This window comes from Betaproteobacteria bacterium, assembly GCA_009377585.1.
In the GTDB taxonomy this organism is placed as follows: Bacteria; Pseudomonadota; Gammaproteobacteria; order Burkholderiales; family WYBJ01; genus WYBJ01.
The window spans coordinates 18,434-34,812 of sequence record WHTS01000063.1 but is presented as its reverse complement, the minus strand read 5'-3'; the positions used below and the strand labels follow the sequence as shown (position 1 = coordinate 34,812).

General features: G+C 61.0%; 12 protein-coding genes. 6 read left to right on the top strand and 6 right to left on the bottom strand.

Annotated elements, in window-relative coordinates; genetic code table 11:
* Positions 1 to 159 precede the first annotated feature (159 nt).
* On the top strand, positions 160 to 1,764 hold the full coding sequence (locus GEV05_18840; protein MPZ45406.1) for a hypothetical protein: 1,605 nt from the start codon (positions 160 to 162) through the stop codon (positions 1,762 to 1,764).
* 124 nt (positions 1,765 to 1,888) lie between these two features.
* Here the strand turns inward: GEV05_18840 and GEV05_18835 are convergent, their stop codons facing one another.
* The 3 genes from GEV05_18835 to GEV05_18825 are packed head-to-tail and all read right to left on the bottom strand — an operon-like array spanning position 1,889 to position 5,267.
* Positions 1,889 to 3,100, bottom strand: a complete 1,212-nt coding sequence (locus GEV05_18835) for an FtsX-like permease family protein (GenBank protein ID MPZ45405.1) — start codon at positions 3,098 to 3,100, stop codon at positions 1,889 to 1,891.
* Positions 3,101 to 3,106: 6 nt separating this feature from the next.
* Entirely contained in the window at positions 3,107 to 4,405 is a 1,299-nt protein-coding gene (locus tag GEV05_18830) for an FtsX-like permease family protein (protein MPZ45404.1), read from the bottom strand.
* Complete coding sequence (locus GEV05_18825; protein MPZ45403.1) at positions 4,374 to 5,267, bottom strand: ATP-binding cassette domain-containing protein; 894 nt, start codon at positions 5,265 to 5,267, stop codon at positions 4,374 to 4,376. Before GEV05_18825 ends, GEV05_18830 begins: the two co-directional genes overlap by 32 nt.
* Before the next feature lie 33 nt (positions 5,268 to 5,300).
* Here GEV05_18825 and GEV05_18820 point away from each other — a divergent pair, with 33 nt between their 5' ends.
* A complete protein-coding gene (locus tag GEV05_18820) occupies positions 5,301 to 6,068 on the top strand; it encodes an outer membrane lipoprotein-sorting protein (protein ID MPZ45402.1) in 768 nt (255 codons plus the stop codon).
* A gap of 17 nt (positions 6,069 to 6,085) precedes the next feature.
* Here GEV05_18820 and GEV05_18815 read toward each other — a convergent pair whose 3' ends face one another.
* Positions 6,086 to 6,919: a PEP-CTERM/exosortase system-associated acyltransferase gene (locus tag GEV05_18815; GenBank protein ID MPZ45401.1), complete on the bottom strand. Its 834-nt coding sequence runs from the start codon at positions 6,917 to 6,919 to the stop codon at positions 6,086 to 6,088.
* Positions 6,920 to 7,089: 170 nt separating this feature from the next.
* Here GEV05_18815 and GEV05_18810 point away from each other — a divergent pair, with 170 nt between their 5' ends.
* From GEV05_18810 to GEV05_18795, 4 genes are all read left to right on the top strand, one after another.
* Positions 7,090 to 8,214, top strand: a complete 1,125-nt coding sequence (locus GEV05_18810; GenBank protein ID MPZ45400.1) for a hypothetical protein — start codon at positions 7,090 to 7,092, stop codon at positions 8,212 to 8,214.
* Entirely contained in the window at positions 8,211 to 9,386 is a 1,176-nt protein-coding gene (locus GEV05_18805; protein ID MPZ45399.1) for an NAD-dependent epimerase/dehydratase family protein, read from the top strand. Before GEV05_18810 ends, GEV05_18805 begins: the two co-directional genes overlap by 4 nt.
* A gap of 3 nt (positions 9,387 to 9,389) precedes the next feature.
* Entirely contained in the window at positions 9,390 to 11,192 is a 1,803-nt protein-coding gene (locus GEV05_18800) for an AMP-binding protein (protein ID MPZ45398.1), read from the top strand.
* A gap of 351 nt (positions 11,193 to 11,543) precedes the next feature.
* Complete coding sequence (locus GEV05_18795; GenBank protein ID MPZ45397.1) at positions 11,544 to 12,560, top strand: PEP-CTERM sorting domain-containing protein; 1,017 nt, start codon at positions 11,544 to 11,546, stop codon at positions 12,558 to 12,560.
* A 370-nt stretch (positions 12,561 to 12,930) separates the two neighbouring features.
* On the opposite strand, the gene GEV05_18790 is transcribed toward GEV05_18795, so the two are convergent.
* Positions 12,931 to 13,263, bottom strand: a complete 333-nt coding sequence (locus GEV05_18790; protein ID MPZ45396.1) for a hypothetical protein — start codon at positions 13,261 to 13,263, stop codon at positions 12,931 to 12,933.
* Positions 13,264 to 13,566: 303 nt separating this feature from the next.
* Complete coding sequence (gene prsT / locus GEV05_18785; GenBank protein ID MPZ45395.1) at positions 13,567 to 16,344, bottom strand: PEP-CTERM system TPR-repeat protein PrsT; 2,778 nt, start codon at positions 16,342 to 16,344, stop codon at positions 13,567 to 13,569.
* Positions 16,345 to 16,379 lie beyond the last annotated feature (35 nt).

Sequence of the window (16,379 nt, the reverse complement as noted above, 5' to 3'; positions counted from 1 at the left end):
GCGCTCGCCGGAAGTAACCGGTGTCGGTTGCGCGCAACAATACGCGGTTCTGCATGACGCCGGGGTCGCTGCTTCTCGTCCGGCATGCGCCTCGGACTATACAATGGCAAGTGAACCAAAACGGCAAGTGATCCAAGTCCTGCTTGTGGAGCGGCCAGCGTGTCGGGTACGTGCTTGAAGGGCCTCATCGCCTGGACCAAACCCTCAGGCCGGGTTGCAGTGCCGCTCCTGGCTGCATGCCTGTGCTTTCCGTTCGGCTCGAATGCCGATCAGAGCTTGCGGACGTTCGATGCGGGCAAACCTGGCCTCGGCTATAGGGTGGCCCAGGGAACCTTGCCCGGGTCCCGCGATGCGCTGTTCGGTGACGACCCGCCCAAGTCACCGCCGGCCAAGCCGACTACGCGCGAACAACTGTTCGGAGACGACCTTCCGAAAGCCGAGAAACCGAAGCCCGGCTCGCGCGAAGAGCTGTTCGGGAACGATGTGCCGAAAACCAAGACGCCGCCCAAGGGGACGGCGGCACTGAAGCCACCGGCCGCCAGCGATCCCACCGCGGGATGGCGGGGTTATCTTCAGACCGATTTCGCATACACCTACGACAATCCGCAGCATTGGTCGAAGGCCCGCGCCCGGCTCGAGCTCGGTCGTCAGGGCCGGCTGTCGGATTCGGTGCGATTTCGCGTCACCGGTCGGGTCGAGTACGACGCGGTGTTCGACATCGAGCGCAATTTCTATCCGGGCGACGTCGAGCACGACCAGCGCCGCGATTTCCAATGGCGCGAAACCTACCTCGACATTTCCGCAGGCGACCTGCAATTCCGCCTGGGGCGCCAGCACATCGTGTGGGGAGAAGTACCCGGCCTGTTCTTCGCCGACGTGGTATCCGCGCGCGACCTACGCGAATTCATCTTGCCGGAGTTCGATTCATTGCGGATACCCCAGTGGGCGATGCGAGCCGAGTACTTTCTGGAAAACGCGCATATCGAGTTCATCTGGATTCCCTACGTCACGGTGGACCGAATCGGCAAGCCAGGCGCGGACTTCTATCCCTTTCCTCCGCCACCGCCGCCGGGTTTCGATGCCGTTTTCGATTCCGAGCAAGGCCCAACCCGGAAGTTGAGCAACTCCAACTACGGGGTGCGGATGTCGACGTTGCAGGCGGGGTGGGACATCTCCGGATTTGCCTACCGTTCGGTCGATGCCGAAGCCAATTTCTACCGCGAGATCGTCGCAGCTCCGACCCCACTGTTCATCTTCAAGCCCCGCCACGACAAGATCACGCAATTTGGCGGCACGCTTTCGAAGGACCTCGGCCAGTTCGTTCTCAAAGCCGAGGCCATTTACACGCAAGACAAGGGCTTCAGCGTGCAGCGGCTTTCCCACCCGGATGGCGTCGCCCGTCTCGACATCTTCGACTACCTGATCGGTGCGGATTTCTCCATCGGCACCGACACGCGGCTGTATGCGTACGGATTCCAGCGACACTTTGTCCAATACGACTCCGATATCGTGCCCGACCGGACCGAGACAGGCGCAACGCTGCAGTTGACGCACAAGCTCAGCAGCACCTGGGAGCTCCAAGCCCTGTTCATTACCAGCCTCAATCGCAGCGATTGGATGTTTCGGCCGAAGGCAACCTGGAACTTTGCCAGGAACTGGCGCATGAACGTTGGCCTCGACATCCTGCACGGTCCGCCGCTGGGATTTTTCGGCCGCTATAGCAACCGCGATCGGATCTATACCGACATCCGGTACAGCTTCTAGCGCCTGAGTCAGAAGTTCGTCACCCCCGCGAACGCGGGGGTCCAGGCGGAGTCTCGTTCTGGATTCCCGCTTGCGCGGGAAAGACGAATTACGACGAATTTACGATTCACCACAGTAGCCTACTTCAGATATTGCGACGCAGTGCATCGGCCACGTCGCTGCGCGATACGCGAAACGAAGGCCACATGCACGCGACCATCGCAGCCGCAAGCCCGATTCCGAACGCTCCGACGAGGCTTTCGGGCACGAGCCGGATATACGCGACATAGGGCGTATTCGAGTTCGGCGGGGGCGGCATCGGGATGCCGACGGCGGATATGAGGAGTCCCAGCACCACACCCAATACGACGCCTAGCCCGGCCCCTACGGCTCCGACGATGAGATTCTCCGCCAGGATCAGCTGGAAGACCGTGCGATTGCGGTCGCCGAGCGCACGCATCGTTCCGAATTCACCGTAGCGCTCGAAGATGCTCATGTTGACGCTGTTGATCACACCCAGCACGACCATGCCGAGGATGATGAGCCGCAATACGCCGAACTGCACCTCGTACAATTCGACCGTGCTGCGGTAGAAATCGCTCAGCTCCTCCCAGGTCTTCAATTCGAAACCTTTGCCCTGTAACTCCTTTCCCAGAGCGCGCGCGACACGGTCGGTAGCGCCCGTTTGCCGCAACGAAACCACCAGGCTGTTTACGCCCGGGGATGTCATCAACTCTTGCGCTGCCGCAAGCGGAATACGCACGGCGCGGGCATCGAACTCCTTCGAGAACGAGCGGAACACGCCCACGATCTCGAAATCGAGGCTGTTGAGGGAGCCATCCCGGTTGTTGATCAGGAGCGTCACGCGATCGCCCGGATTCAACTTTTGTGACTGCGCGACGCCTTCCCCCACCACGATCCCGAACTGGTCCGAATCCTTGAGATGGTGCCCCGCAATCAGCGTGAGATAGGTGCCTAGCCGCTCTTCCTTCGCCGGCTCTATCCCTTCGCCGATGATCGCCAGGTCGGATCGCCCGTTGTTCATCAGGCCGGAAAAATTCAGCCGTGCCATGACGTCTTGCACGTCGGGGTTCGCGGCCAGGCGCGAGCGCAGTGGCTCCGGATCGTCGATGACGTACTTCGACGGCGCCTGCGTGCCGTAGCGGTAGTAGCCTTCCTTGTAAATCTGGATGTGGCCGAGCTGCGAGTGAATCGTGAATTCGCGCAACTGGATGAAGATGTCGGCCACGAAGCCCCCGGCCAGGACCAGGCTGATGACCCCGGCCGCAATGGCGCCCATGGTCATCGCGGTGCGGACCTTCTGCCGGGTCACGTTACGTAGAGCCAGTCTCCACATGGCGGGCTAGCGATTGTGGCGCAGGGCGTCGACGATGATCATGCGAGACGCCTTCCACGCCGGGTAGACGCTGGCGGCAAGCGCGGTGAATACAGCCAGGAAAAGTGCCTGCACGGTCAGGGCTGGGCTAATCAGGATCTTGGCCGTAAAGCCTTCGGTGGCGCCGGGAGGCGGCGGCATCGGTATGCCGAAAAACGAGATGACCGCGGCCAGTCCCAACCCTGCGAGCAAACCGACCACTGCGCCACCGAGGCCCAGCAGCAGTCCCTCGCCGATGAAAAGCGCGAGGATGCCGTGCCGGGTATTGCCCAGCGCCATCTCGGTACCGACCTCCCCGGTGCGCTCCATCACACTCATCATCATCGTATTGGAGATGCTCAGCACGATGATGGCCGCGATGATGAGCTTCATCACGGTGACCTGGCGGGAGAAGAGCAGCACGGTCTTGTTGTAGAAATCCGCGAGCTGCGTCCAGGGGACGACTTCGAGCTGCTTTCCGTCGAGGGTTTTCGTGAGGGTCGCGAGCACAGCCTCGGTGTGCTCGGTGCGGTCGAGTAGCAGTACCCAGCGGTGTACGCCTTGAACACGCAGCAGCCGCTGTGCCGTGCGCAGCGGAAGCCGCAGGGCGACGTCATCGTAGGCTTTGGTCACCGTACTGAACGTCCCGCGCACGACCAGTTCGACCGCATTGATGCCGCCCTTTTCGGTATTGGCGACCAGAATGACCTGGTCACCGAGCTTTGCGCCGAGGCTGGTCGCCAGGCCTTGGCCGAGGATGACGCTTTTCGGCTCGCCCTCGGCCAGGTTCTGCCCGCTCACGATCTTCAGCTGCTTCGCCAGCCGCTGTTCCTTTTCGGGCTCCACGCCATCGGCAAGAAATGAAACAGTCGTTTCGCCCAGGCTGATGAGGCCGTTGAAGGACAGTCGCGGCGAAACCACGACCACCCCGGGCAACTGCTCCACCGTTTTGCGCTCCGGCATGCTGTCCGGGATCAGGTAGTCGAAAGGCGCTGCCAGGCCCGCATCCAGATATTTCGCACGCGTGATCTGGATGTGTCCCAGACGCGTCTCGATCGTCTCCTCGCGCATGCCATGGAGGATGTCCTGGATGAACCCGGCCGCCAGCAGCATTGCGATGATTCCGAAGCCGACGGCACCGAGCGCAATGGCGGAGCGGCGTGCATTGCGTGTCACGTTCCGGAACGCCTGCAACAGGATCGACCAGCCGCGGCCGATCCGTTTGCGGAGGTCGGCGCCGTCGCGCACGTGATCCCTAGGATCCCTTACCGACCGGCGCCGGCGCATTCTGGTCGTCCAGCAGCGCCTTGCGCAGGTCCGGGTCTTCCATGATCATGCGGCGCAGCTCCGGATCTTCACGCAGAAGTTCTTGCATCTCCGCGTCCGAAGTCGGGATGGGCACATCCTTCTCCTTGACGTATTTCCATACCCGGCCGGCGCGCACGCCCAGCGTCGTGATTTCTCCGTCCTCGATACGAACCAGCCGGTCGGCCATGCCCATGACCCGCTGGTCGTGGGTGGAAAAAACGAAGGTCGTCTCGAAAGCCCGATTGATGGCTTTCATCATCGAAAGTATGCTTTCACCTGTCTTGTAGTCGAGGTTCGCCGTCGGTTCGTCGGCGAGCACGATGCGCGGACGGGTCGCCAGCGCCCGGGCTATCGCAACCCGCTGCCGTTGCCCGCCCGAGAGCTGATTGGGCCGGTGCCCCGCATACTTCGTGAGCCCAACCGTGTCGAGGAAGAAGTCGACCCGCTCCTTCCGCTCCGACTTGTTGATGTCCCCACGGCGCAGCATCGGGTATTCCACGTTCTCGCGCGCCGTAAGCACCGGGAACAGGTTGAACGTCTGGAACACGAAACTGATGGTGCGGCTGCGCAAGTCCGCAAGTTCGTCCGGCCTTTTGCCGCTAACGTCGGTGCCGTCGATGACGATGCGTCCCGCGCTCGGCGTATCGATGCAGCCGATCATGTTCAGCATGGTGGATTTGCCGCTTCCCGAGGGACCCGCAATGGCGAGGAACACGCCGTCGTCGATCGTGAATGAGATATCCTTGAGCGCGTGGACCGTCTCTTCCCCCAGCTTGTAGTCCTTGCAGACGCGCTCGATGCGAACGACAGGGCCGGGCGGGCTTGCTGGAGACTGGGCCACGTCTAACGCCTTCTACATTGGGGTAACGTACTTATGAGGACGCCGTCCACTCGCACAGCAAGTCTCTGGGTCCTGGCTTTCTCGTTGATTTTGTCGGGAAGCGCTGTCGCGCAGGCCACCGACGATGCGCAGGCCGCAAAAATTATACTGGAAAAGGCCGACGAGATTCGGTTCCCGCGCTCCGGCTTCCAGGTCGACATCACGGTCAACGGCACGCAGGACGGCGAGCCGGTCGAGATGCGCAAGTACCGGGTTCTGTCGAAGGGAAACGCGAACACCGTGGTGATGGTGACCGAACCCGCATCGGACCGCGGGCAGATCATTCTCATGAAGGACAGTGACCTGTGGGTATTCCTGCCCGACATTTCCCAGCCTGTGCGGCTGTCGCTGTCGCAGCGGCTGACCGGACAAGTTGCCAACGGGGATCTCGCACGCGCCAACTTCGCTGGAGACTACACGCCGAAAATCCTGCGCACCGAATCGATCGACGGCCAGAACTACCATGTGCTGGAGCTGGTGGCCGCAACCAGAGGGGTGACCTATCACCGGGTCCTCTACTGGGTGAACCAGGCCAACAATCGTCCGTTCAAGGCAGAGTTCTACTCGGTGTCGAACCGGCTGTTGAAGACGGCCCGCTACGAAAACTACCAGCCCATGTTCGGCAATACGCGCCCTACCCGGCTCGTGTTCACCGATGCCCTGCGCAAGGGCGAACAGTCAGTGCTGGAGTACGGCGACATGAAAGCACGCGATCTTCCCGATCGGGTCTTCACCAAGGAGTACCTGCGGCGACTGCAATAAGGCCGAAACCTGCCCGGTCAGCGGGACTTGACCAGCTGCTCGGCCCCGGTGCGGCGCAAGTCCGATTCGATGACCTCGAGCAATCCCCGCACGGGTGGCGGCACACTGGCATAGAGATCTTCGCGCGAGATGAAAAACGGTGCGCGTTCGCCGCGGTGCTCGACCGGATCGCCCACCTGCTGGAAGCGGATCCCGTACGTACCCAATCGGCGGGCAAGCCGCGGCTCCATCAGTGCGAATACGCCGTTCAAGCCCTTGATCAATCCAATCGCCGCGGCGGACAGGTACAAGCCGAGCGCGATCCAGGGCGTGCGCATCCCGCCGATGGGGCCGCGCCGTTCCTCGACGATGCCGCCAGGGACCGTGTTTTCGCCTTTACGGCGCCGGAAGGACGAACGCACCGCCAGGCGCGAGATCTCGCCGACCTTGGTACGGTCGGGGACCAGCAGCGCGAGCTTGTCCTCATACATTCGGCCTTTGCACAGGCGCTCGAACGGTAACGGCTCGTCGGGCTTTTCCGGATTGACCTGGACCAGGCGCACGCAGCCGGCGTAAGTGCTGCTCGCCTTGTGCAACAATAGACAATGGAGCGAAAAGGGATCGAAGGCGTCGGTCTCCTGCCTGTCGGGAAAGCGGGCGGGATCTTCGAAGCGCAGCTCGTCGCAATAGACGTCGTAGCGAATCCTGAACACTTCACTGCGGCGCTCGTCATCGGCGGCGGTTACTGCATTGAAGTACTTGTGGAACATGTATCCGGCGAGCGCGCGATACGCGGATCGGGTAAGCGCGAGATCGTTGACGAAGCGAAGGATGCCACTATTACGTGCGACCGAAGTGAACGCTGCCACCATGCCTCCCTATGCGGCGTCCGAATCGGAAGCGCACCGCCCCGACCGATAACCCAGGATCCATGACAAAGTATAGCTAAAGGTATAACGTCGCCAATCGGCGACTACAATAGCCCTTCTGGTTCGGACAGGCAACCGCGATTGAGCTGCGCTGCACCGAGGATGCAAACACCATGAAGCGATGCAAGCGCTGCTTGCTGCCGGAAGCCGTGCCCGGTTCCGACTTCGATTCCAATGGCGTATGCCGGCCATGTCGCGAATACCGACCGGACAGCCGTTCGAAGGCTGAAGAGGCACGAAAGGTCTGCGAAGCCGATCTCGAACGCACGTTGAAGGACGTGCGCGGCTCCGGCCAGTACGACTGCCTCGTGCCCCTCAGCGGAGGCAAGGACAGCGTCTATCTGATCCATCGCTTGAAGAACGATTATGGGCTGCGGGTTCTCGCTCATACCACCGATATCAATATCGGCCCGATCGCCTGGAGCAACATCCGGCGCGCGGTGGACAAGCTCGACGTCGAGCATCTCGTCTACCGGCCTTCGATGGCCTTCTATCGCAAGCTGTTCCGCTTCCTGCTCATGAACCAGGAAGCGCGTGGTGCCGTTCATACCATTTCGTACGCCTACGGCCCTCTCTTCGAGAGCAACGCGCTCAGGGCCGCCGTCGCGTTGCGGATTCCACTGGTGCTTGCCGGCTACTCGCCCGGGCAGCCCGTGCCGGAGCGCATGCTCTACGAATTTCCCCGCATGTCGATTTCCCAGGTCGACTGGACGCCGCCGGAGCTTCGGGAGAGCGGGTTGTTCGACGCAGCCGAGCTTGCGCGTTTCTGGAATCCCGGCGATTACCCGGCCGGGACGGCCTTCCCCCGTTACCTCGCCCCCTATCACGCCTGGCCCTACAACCAGGACGAAATCATGTCCAAGGTGGTCGAGCTCGGACTGATCGACTCGAAGAAGAAGGCGAGCCCCGTCTACAGCAATTACCCGATCAACTGGCTGCTGATGTATTCGGACCTGAAGAACTTCGGCTACAACCCGTACGCGCCGGAATTCTCCGCGCTCATCAGGGAAGGCAAGGCGAGCCGATTGTATTGGACGTTCATGGCGCCGTTCGTGGACTGGATGATCCGGCGCAAGGTGCTGATGGGTCGGGAGGTGTCGGTACACATGGAATGGCTCGGGCTGAACGACGACGATCTGGCGATCCGGCGTCCGAGCAGGCCCGAGTGGCCGCAGTTCGTCTACGAGCAATGGCGTCGTGACGTGCCTTGGGGCGAGCAGATGGTTGCCAGCGTATGAAAGCGGTATTCCTGACCGGCGCTACCGGCGCCATAGGAAGTGCCCTGGCTCCCCTTTATCTGGACGAGCCGGATACCAGGCTCGCCCTTCTGCTGCGTGCCAAGCGTGGACGCGATGTGACCGGGCGGCTGCAGGAGCTCGGCCAATTCTGGGGCCTGGAAAAAGGTGACGGCCGCTGGCAGCGGATCGAAGCGATCGTGGGCGATGCGTCCCGGCCCCGATTCGGCATTGCGGACGAACAGTACGAGCGCTTGTCCCGCAGCACGACGCATATCGTTCACTGTGCCGGTGCGGTGAAGATGACGCTTCCGCTGGAGGAGGCGCGCGCCCACGCAGTCGTTCCTGCCCGATCGGCACTCGACCTGGCAGACGCTTGCCATCGGGCGGGCAAGCTGCACGCCGTCGATATCGTCAGTACGGTCGGCGTGGGTGGACGGACGCCCGGGGTCATCCCCGAGCGTCCGATGCCCGAGGTGCGCGCCTTTCACAACACCTACGAGCAGGCGAAAGCCGAAGCGGAGCATCTGGTATTCGACCGATGGGCTGACCTTCCTGTGACGGTCCACCGGCCCAGCATGGTGGTAGGCGAATCGGGCAGCGGGAAGATCATTCACTTCCAGGTCTTCTACCATTTGTGCGAGTTTCTGTCGGGACAGCGGACGTATGGCCTGATGCCGGTCCTACAGCATGCAACGCTCGACACCATCCCCGCCGATTACGTCTCCAAAGCCATTCATTGGTCATCGCATAATCCCGGGCGGCAGAGAATCCTGCACCTTTGTTCCGGATCTCAAAACGCGGTTCCATTACCGACCTTGGTGGATCATGTCCGCGTCCGAGCCGAACGCGCCGGAAGCCGATTGCCTCGAGTTCGCTACGTGCCGCTCGCCGTTTTCCGGATCGCGACGCCGGTGCTCGCGCTCATCGCACCAGCCAAGGTCAAGCGGGCACTGTCCAGTCTCGACCTGTTTCTGGCTTACCTCGAAGAGCTGCAAACGTTCGATAACGCGAATACGCGAGCCCTGCTCGGGCCTGAGGAGATCCGCGTGCCTGCAGTGGAGAGCTATCTGGACCGCGTCCTCGACTACTACCACGAGAAGAAAGCGAGCTCCACCTCCGCTTCCATCGCTGTCGAGAACGAAGTGGGCAGCCTCGGCCGAGGACATTCATGAGCCATGGCGATTAGCGAGGAAACGGTTCCCGCGCTGCTGCGTGCACGGGCACAAGAATCGCCGAATGCGGTTGCCTTCGCATATGAAAGCGACGGTGGCTGGCAGGAAATTCAGTGGCATGAATTCCTGCGGCAGGTAGAGACTCTGGCATTCGCCCTGAGATCACGCGGGCTGAAGGCAGGCGATCACGTCGGAATCCTTGCGCCCACCAGCCTCGCCTGGGAGTTGGTACATCATGCGGTCCTTTCCGCGGGCGGCGTGGTCGTTGGTTTAGAGCCTCACGACATTGCGGAGCGCCTCCAAACGATCGCCGAGCATGCCGATCTCAGCATTCTGGTGGCTGGAGACAAGGACCTGCTGAAGAAGCTCTCCGCTTCCTTTCTTGCCCGCATGAAGCTCGTGGTTCTGTTGGAGGGCCCGCCGGATGAGACGGACGTTGTCAAAGTCGTCCCATTCCGAGCGTTGTTGGGAAAGACCGGCGAGACCGCAAGTGAGACCGCCACGGCGGCTCCGAACGCAGCTGCCACATTGATCTATACCTCGGGCACGACCGGCCAACCCAAGGGAATTCTCTATCGTCACGCCCAAGTAACGCTCGCCGTGCGTGCGATCACCGAAGCTTACCCTTCCCTGCCGGTCGGCGCCCGCCTCGTCTGCTGGTTGCCACTATCCAACCTCTTCCAGCGGATAATGAACCTCGCTGCCGTTGCAACCGGTGGCACCGTTTTCCTGGTAAGCAACCCGCTCGCAGTGTTGAAGGCATTGCCGCATGCCCGACCGGACGTGTTCATTGGAGTCCCTCGTTTTTTCGAGAAGCTCCACGCGGGGATCGTGCAGGAGATAGAAAAGAAGGGGCCTTTGCTCGGCAAAGCCCTACGCGCTGCCATCGCAATCGGCGACAAATTCGCGCGCACCTGCAGGGAAGAAAGGCCCGTCTCGCCTGCGCTTCGCGTGGCGCATTTCTCGGCGGACAAGCTGGTCCTGAGGCGATTGCGTCAAGCGATGGGCGGCCAAGTGCAGTTCATGGTAACGGGTTCCGCCCCTACACCAAGGCGACTGCTGGAATTTTTCGACGCCATTGGCCTGCCGCTGTACGAAGCCTATGGGCTGAGTGAGAACATCGTTCCAATGGCCCTCAATCGGCCCGGGCTGTCTCGTCACGGCACCGTAGGAACGCCCTTGCCCGAAAATTCGCTCATGTTGGACGAGGATGGTGAATTGCTGGTGAAAGGTGCCGGCGTCTTCGCGGGCTATCACCGGGATAGCCGCACCGACATGTTCAATGCGGAAGGTTATTACAAGACCGGCGACTACGCCTCGATCGAATCCGACCGGTTCCTGCGGCTGCTCGGCCGCAAGTCGGAGATCATCAAGACGTCTACCGGCCGAAGGATTGCGCCTGCCGGTATAGAGGCAAAGCTCGAACTATCTCCGTACGTAGAGCGAGCAATGGCCCTGGGATCGGGAAGGAAATGCCTGACTGCAGTGCTGACGCTCTCCACTCCTACTTCTGCAAAAACAACGGGGACCGGAAATCCCGTGTCTGGCGCAGATCACCCGGCCCCATCGGAGGCGGCCGCGATTGACAGCGTGGCCGTGTTCGCTCGCGAGCTAGCGGAGCACGAACGGCCCGCCGGGTACATCGTGTTGCGCCGACCCTTGTCGATTGAAGCCGGCGAGCTCACGCCGAACCTCAAGATCAAACGTAAGGCGATCGAGGACAAGTTTGCTGAGCAGATCGATGCGCTTTACGACCTCATCGAGCGCCGACGAGAGGCGGAGCCAGTGTTCATTCGGGCCGAGTGACGCACGCTTGCCATGCGCAGTCGACGCCTGCGGAGGATCAGTCGAAATATCTTACAGCCGCGATGGCATGGAATCGCCGAGCGCTTCGTGCTCGGCTCCCTTAACCCCGCTTGAGCTCTGCCGTCTATCCGCATGCCTTTGATTTCATGTATTTAATGCGGTAGCCCAGTTACATGTTGGGACTTCTTACAGTGCCCTTCTCTCGAAGATCGCGACTCAGGCTATTCACTTGAATCCAAACAACAAATTCTGCGATCCCGCATATGGCATGCTACCTGCTTTATAGACCGCGAGTCCCGACAATACGTGATCCCCTGGGGCGAATCGCAAAACACTCGTAGGAGAGCTTAAATGTTGAAAATGAAGAAGATCGCCGGATCCGTAGGAGCGGCGCTGGCTTTAGCCTACGCCGTCCCTTCGGCCGCGGTAATTTCCTCGCCCGGAGCATTGGGCGAGGCGTTTATGCATTTCACTAACTTCCAGATCGTCACTGGCGACGGCGCCCTTGGTACCACGGGTGCTCCCATCGGGACCCTTCCACCGGGCACTCTGACGTTCAGTGGTTTCGAAACAGCAACGACTCAGGCGGTCCTGAACGGGGTACCGGGAACAGCAACTGGCAACGGATCCTTCGCCCTTGGCACCGGCTTCACCGCGCAGACCCTCGTCGGCGCTGGCTTCGCCCCCTTGGGACCGCTGCTTCCGCAGACCGGAAACCCCCCTGCGCTACAGTCTGGCGGCGGTGGATATTCTTCGTCGCTCGGTGACTCCACTCAAGGAACGGCTGAAGTCTATCTCCATTCTCTCTCCCAGCTGGCAGGCAGCGGCGATACCAATGCGTCGGGGGACCAGGATGTCCAGGCAACTTTCAACCTCACCGTTGGCGGCCCTGGCGCTCTGCTTCAGCTGAACTTTAATCTCGATCGCTTCATCCGCGCAGGTTTGGGCCAGACCGACACAAAGACGTTGGGACAGACCACGTTTTCCGTTTCGGTGACGGACGACGCTACCGGCACGACGATCTACAACTGGACCCCGAACGGACTCTTCGTCCCCGGCACAGCGCTGGGCGATACGAGCGGAACCTGTGTCTCGGCTACTCCCCTGGCCGGCGACTGCATTACGTACGCTGATCCGTTCAGCATGCAGGATGGACGCACGACCAACGGCGTAATTGACGACAAGATCCTGAACCAGTCCGGCTACTTCGAGTCCGAGTTGTTCCTCGCGTCAGGCGACTACAGCTTTTCGATCTCGAGCAATGCAACATCGAATGCGTCGATTATTCCCGAACCCGGCAGCATCGCGCTGCTCGGCTTGGGATTGCTCGGACTCGGCTTGGTTTCTCGCCGGAGCCGCGCTGTTTAGATAGAAGACGATCCAAGCAGTCGAACAAGGGCGGCCTAGTGCCGCCCTTGTTGCAATTGTGCCGACTGCGCACATACACCCTTCCCTGAAGGGGCATGCGCAAAGCCACTCTTTGTCTCGGCACCGTATCTCCCAGGACAAACGAATCGCCGAGAGCACAGGCCTTGAATCTTGAGCTTGGTCTTTACGCCACCTGAATCGGCGCGCGCCGCGCTTTTGGATCTTGAGCTCGAACCCGTCGGTCGCGAGCCGCCAGAATCGCTCGTCAGTTTACGAAACGATCGGTGATGATGCCGAAACGACCGGTCACATCGAGCCGAGATGTGTAATCGACCGGGGATGGCATATTGCGACCACTGTCCGAACGCAATCAACGGATATCCGCCGAGTACTTCTCCCAGGCTTGCAGCCATAGTCGCTCGGCCGGCGTGAGGCTTGGGAAGTCGACGGAATCCAGAGTGGCGCGCACCTTGCGATTTCCCTTGCGACACACGGCGATCACGGCGTGGCGGTTGAGATCGAAACCGACCAGCCTCACGCCCTCGTCCAGCAATTCGACTTGCTTGAATCGGCCGAACATCGTTTCGATGCAAGTCAGCCAGGCAACGGCCTCCTCATCCTCGCCATAGGCGTCGGTGAGCGCAAGGTCGATGCACGCTCGCACCGACTTGCATTGCCGCATTTCGTCGAGCAGGTCGTTCATGGCACCGTGGAGGCCACGCCGCTATTCAACAGCGCTGGATCAAAGGGAAGATGATGCCGGCGCCCAAGAGATGCGCCCGCGAAGAATCGCATTCCCGGCCTTCCGCGTGCACAAATCCGACTTGGCGATGCGGCCGATCTGGCACCACAAGGTCGATCGGATCAAAGCGCACAGCCTGATCTGCTTCATCGCCTATGCGCTGTGGAAGGAAGACGTTGCAGCAGTGGCAGTCGCGCGCGGGCCTCGGATCGCGACGATGCGTCTGTGGCGGCGGACAACACCCGCTATGGGTATATGCGCACGTCAATTCAATGATGCAAGCAACGCCTTAGCTTCCTGCCGAGTCGAGAACTCGCCTTTGGCGGCGAGCGCCGATTCCAGTTCCTTCCGGGCTTCCGTACGGTCCCCCGTGCCAACCAGCGCCACTGCCAAGTGGTATCGAACATCAGAGTTCTGCGGCAACGCCTTGCTCGCAGCTCGCAACAACTCCAGACCGCGATTCGTCTCGCCCTTCTGCGTGAGAAGCCATCCGAGCGTATCTTGCACAAATGGTGACCGGGGGTCCAGCTTGAAAGCCGACTCGGCGAACTGGATTGCTTGCGGGTCCTTGAGTTGAAACGATGCCCATGCCAGACCATTGAATGCATCGGCGTCTCGTTCATTCGCCTTGACCAGCGCCTCGAAGTGTTTTACCGCCGCTTTCACGTCGCCTGCTGAAAGATACGCCGAGGCAACAAGGTGACGGACGACGCGGTCCTGCGGATTCTTTGCGAGCCACGACTCGAGCTCGCCAAGTGCTTTGTTGGAATCGCCGGACTTCGAGCGTACCCGGTACAGCGCGACTGCAATCGCGCTGATGTCCTGACGCTTCGCAGCTTCGCGATAGGCTGCGACTGCGGCATCCCAGCGCTTCTGCACCTCATACACTTCTCCCTCGAGGACGAAGCCGATCGCAGCGCTGGGCCGTTCAGCCTGAATGCTCCGCGCAAACTGGATCGCGTCCTCGAAACGTCCACGTTGCATCAACAATGAACTGAGAGCAGTCTGCGCGGGAACGAAATCCTTCTGCAGCTGTAGCGCCTTCCTGAGGCTTGACTCTCCGTCATTCGCGCGTTCGGAAGCAACTTGCGCCTGCGCAAGCGCGAGGAACGAGTCCGGCGTCGGCGATACCAGCGTCAAGCGGCCCAGCGCCTGCAAAGCACGGTTGGCATTTCCGGCGCGCAGTTGAACGTTCGCTGCAAGACGCAGTGCGATTGGATCATCCGGGCTGGCAGACAGCATTTCCTCCGCGACCTCGATTGCGCCCTGAACGTCGCGCTGCGCCAAATAGACATTGACCGCCCTCACTCTGGGTTCGAGCACGCGGGGGTGCGCCTTCGCTGCCCTTCGCAACAGCTTGAGACTTTCCTTCATGTCGCCAACCGCCTGCTCTACCTCGGCCTTGGCAAGAAGCGCCGGCAGATTGTTTGCGTCCGCCGACAGTACGACGTCAAAGCGCTTGCGCGCCAAGTCCGGCTTGCCGTTTATCAAATCCAATTGAGCCAAATTCTTCGCCGCAGGATAGAACGCCGGCTGCAACTTCATCGCCTTTTCAAAGGCGGCCGTTGCCCCAGACCTGTCTCCCTTTGCCATCGAGACGAGTCCGCGCAGATTCGCTGCGAGCGGGCTCTGCGGTGCCCTCGCCTCCATGGATTCCACGGCTGCCATGGCCTCGTCCAGGCGCGTTCTTTCGAGGTAACCTAAAACGAGAAGCTCGTCGGCCTGAGTAGCCGATTTGCTCATCCTCACGGCATCGGCAAGTTCGACCATGCCCAAGTCGAGCTCACCCGCACCGATCCGCAACAATGCCTTCCGCACGGCGAGTTTCATGTCTCCGGGCGCAATGGCTGCAGCCTTTTCATACCACTGGGTTGCCTGCTTCAGATTTCCGGCTTGCGCGACCGCCTCGCCGGCGAGCGCATAGGCAGTGGAATCCTGACGTCCCGTTTCGAGCAGTGGCCCCAAGATTTCCAGTGCCTTTGTCCCTTGGTTCTGCCGGATCAACGCATCCGCCAAGGCGCGGCGTGCTGTGGCGTTGTTCGGCAGTACCGAGAGATATCGCGCCAGGAATGCCTCGGCCTGCCGGGGAGAGCCGTTGGCGAGATGCGCGAGCCCTGCAAGCAGCACCGCCGGCATCGGCTCCGGCTCGAATTTCAGCGCCAATTGAGCCAACTCGATCGCTTCGCGCGCGTGACCACTTGCAAGTTGCCAAACCCCGCGCTGGATGGTCGGCTGCGGCAGCCCTTTGTACGTCTTGGTCAGCACGTCCAGATCCTTCTTTGCGTCCGCCAGCTTGCCTTGAGCAATGAGAATCGACGATCGATTCATCAAGGCCTGAAGATGCTTGGGGTGAATCGCAAGCATTCTGTCGTAGGACTTCAACGCTTCGGCTTGTTTGCCCTGATCACGAAGAATTCGGGCTTTGTACGCCAGTGCCTCAAAGTTCTTCGGGTGATTGTTCAGAACGCCGTCCACAATGGCTTCAGCTCCGGCAATATTGGCGTCGGCGACATGCAGTTGTGCATCGAGCAACTGAACCTCGGGAGACTCCGGGGAAAGCCGCCTCGCCTCTTCGAGCGCCTTGCGCGCGTCTGCGCGCTCGCCCAATCCGAGATGGGCGATGCCACGAAGCGAGAAAATCGTTGCAAGTTGCGGTGCCTCGAACGCCGAGGAAGTGCGAACGTCCGAGAGAAGTGTCTTGTACTTCGATTGCGCTCGCAGCGCGCGAGCAAGCTCGCCCATCACTCGTCCACCTTCGATGGTTCCAAGCTCATGCGCCTTGCGCAATTCCTTCTCCGCTGAAGCGCCGTCGAACTCCGCGTTATGCAGGCGGCCCAGGGCGAATCGCATCGTTCCATTGTTCGGTTCCTGCTGGATGCCCGCCTTCAGGTCCACGATTGCCCCCGCGAGGTCGGCCTTGGCCTCACGTTGCTTCGCGCTCTCCATGAGCTGAGCAGGCGACTTGGTGCAACCGCTTGTGATGGTGGAAGTCAGCACAAGACAAAACGCTAGCCATACCGCGCGCGACATCACTAAACGCATTTCAGCACCTTATGCATATGAGCAACACCATCCAT

Bases quoted from the DNA above. Each gene is read 5' to 3' on its own strand.
- GEV05_18835 (MPZ45405.1), bottom strand. From the start codon at position 3,100: ATGTGGAGACTGGCTCTACGTAACGTGACCCGGCAGAAGGTCCGCACC.
- GEV05_18830 (MPZ45404.1), bottom strand. From the start codon at position 4,405: ATGCGCCGGCGCCGGTCGGTAAGGGATCCTAGGGATCACGTGCGCGAC.
- GEV05_18820 (MPZ45402.1), top strand. From the start codon at position 5,301: ATGAGGACGCCGTCCACTCGCACAGCAAGTCTCTGGGTCCTGGCTTTC.
- GEV05_18815 (MPZ45401.1), bottom strand. From the start codon at position 6,919: ATGGTGGCAGCGTTCACTTCGGTCGCACGTAATAGTGGCATCCTTCGC.
- GEV05_18810 (MPZ45400.1), top strand. From the start codon at position 7,090: ATGAAGCGATGCAAGCGCTGCTTGCTGCCGGAAGCCGTGCCCGGTTCC.
- GEV05_18805 (MPZ45399.1), top strand. From the start codon at position 8,211: ATGAAAGCGGTATTCCTGACCGGCGCTACCGGCGCCATAGGAAGTGCC.
- GEV05_18800 (MPZ45398.1), top strand. From the start codon at position 9,390: ATGGCGATTAGCGAGGAAACGGTTCCCGCGCTGCTGCGTGCACGGGCA.
- GEV05_18795 (MPZ45397.1), top strand. From the start codon at position 11,544: ATGTTGAAAATGAAGAAGATCGCCGGATCCGTAGGAGCGGCGCTGGCT.
- GEV05_18790 (MPZ45396.1), bottom strand. From the start codon at position 13,263: ATGAACGACCTGCTCGACGAAATGCGGCAATGCAAGTCGGTGCGAGCG.
- prsT (MPZ45395.1), bottom strand. From the start codon at position 16,344: ATGCGTTTAGTGATGTCGCGCGCGGTATGGCTAGCGTTTTGTCTTGTG.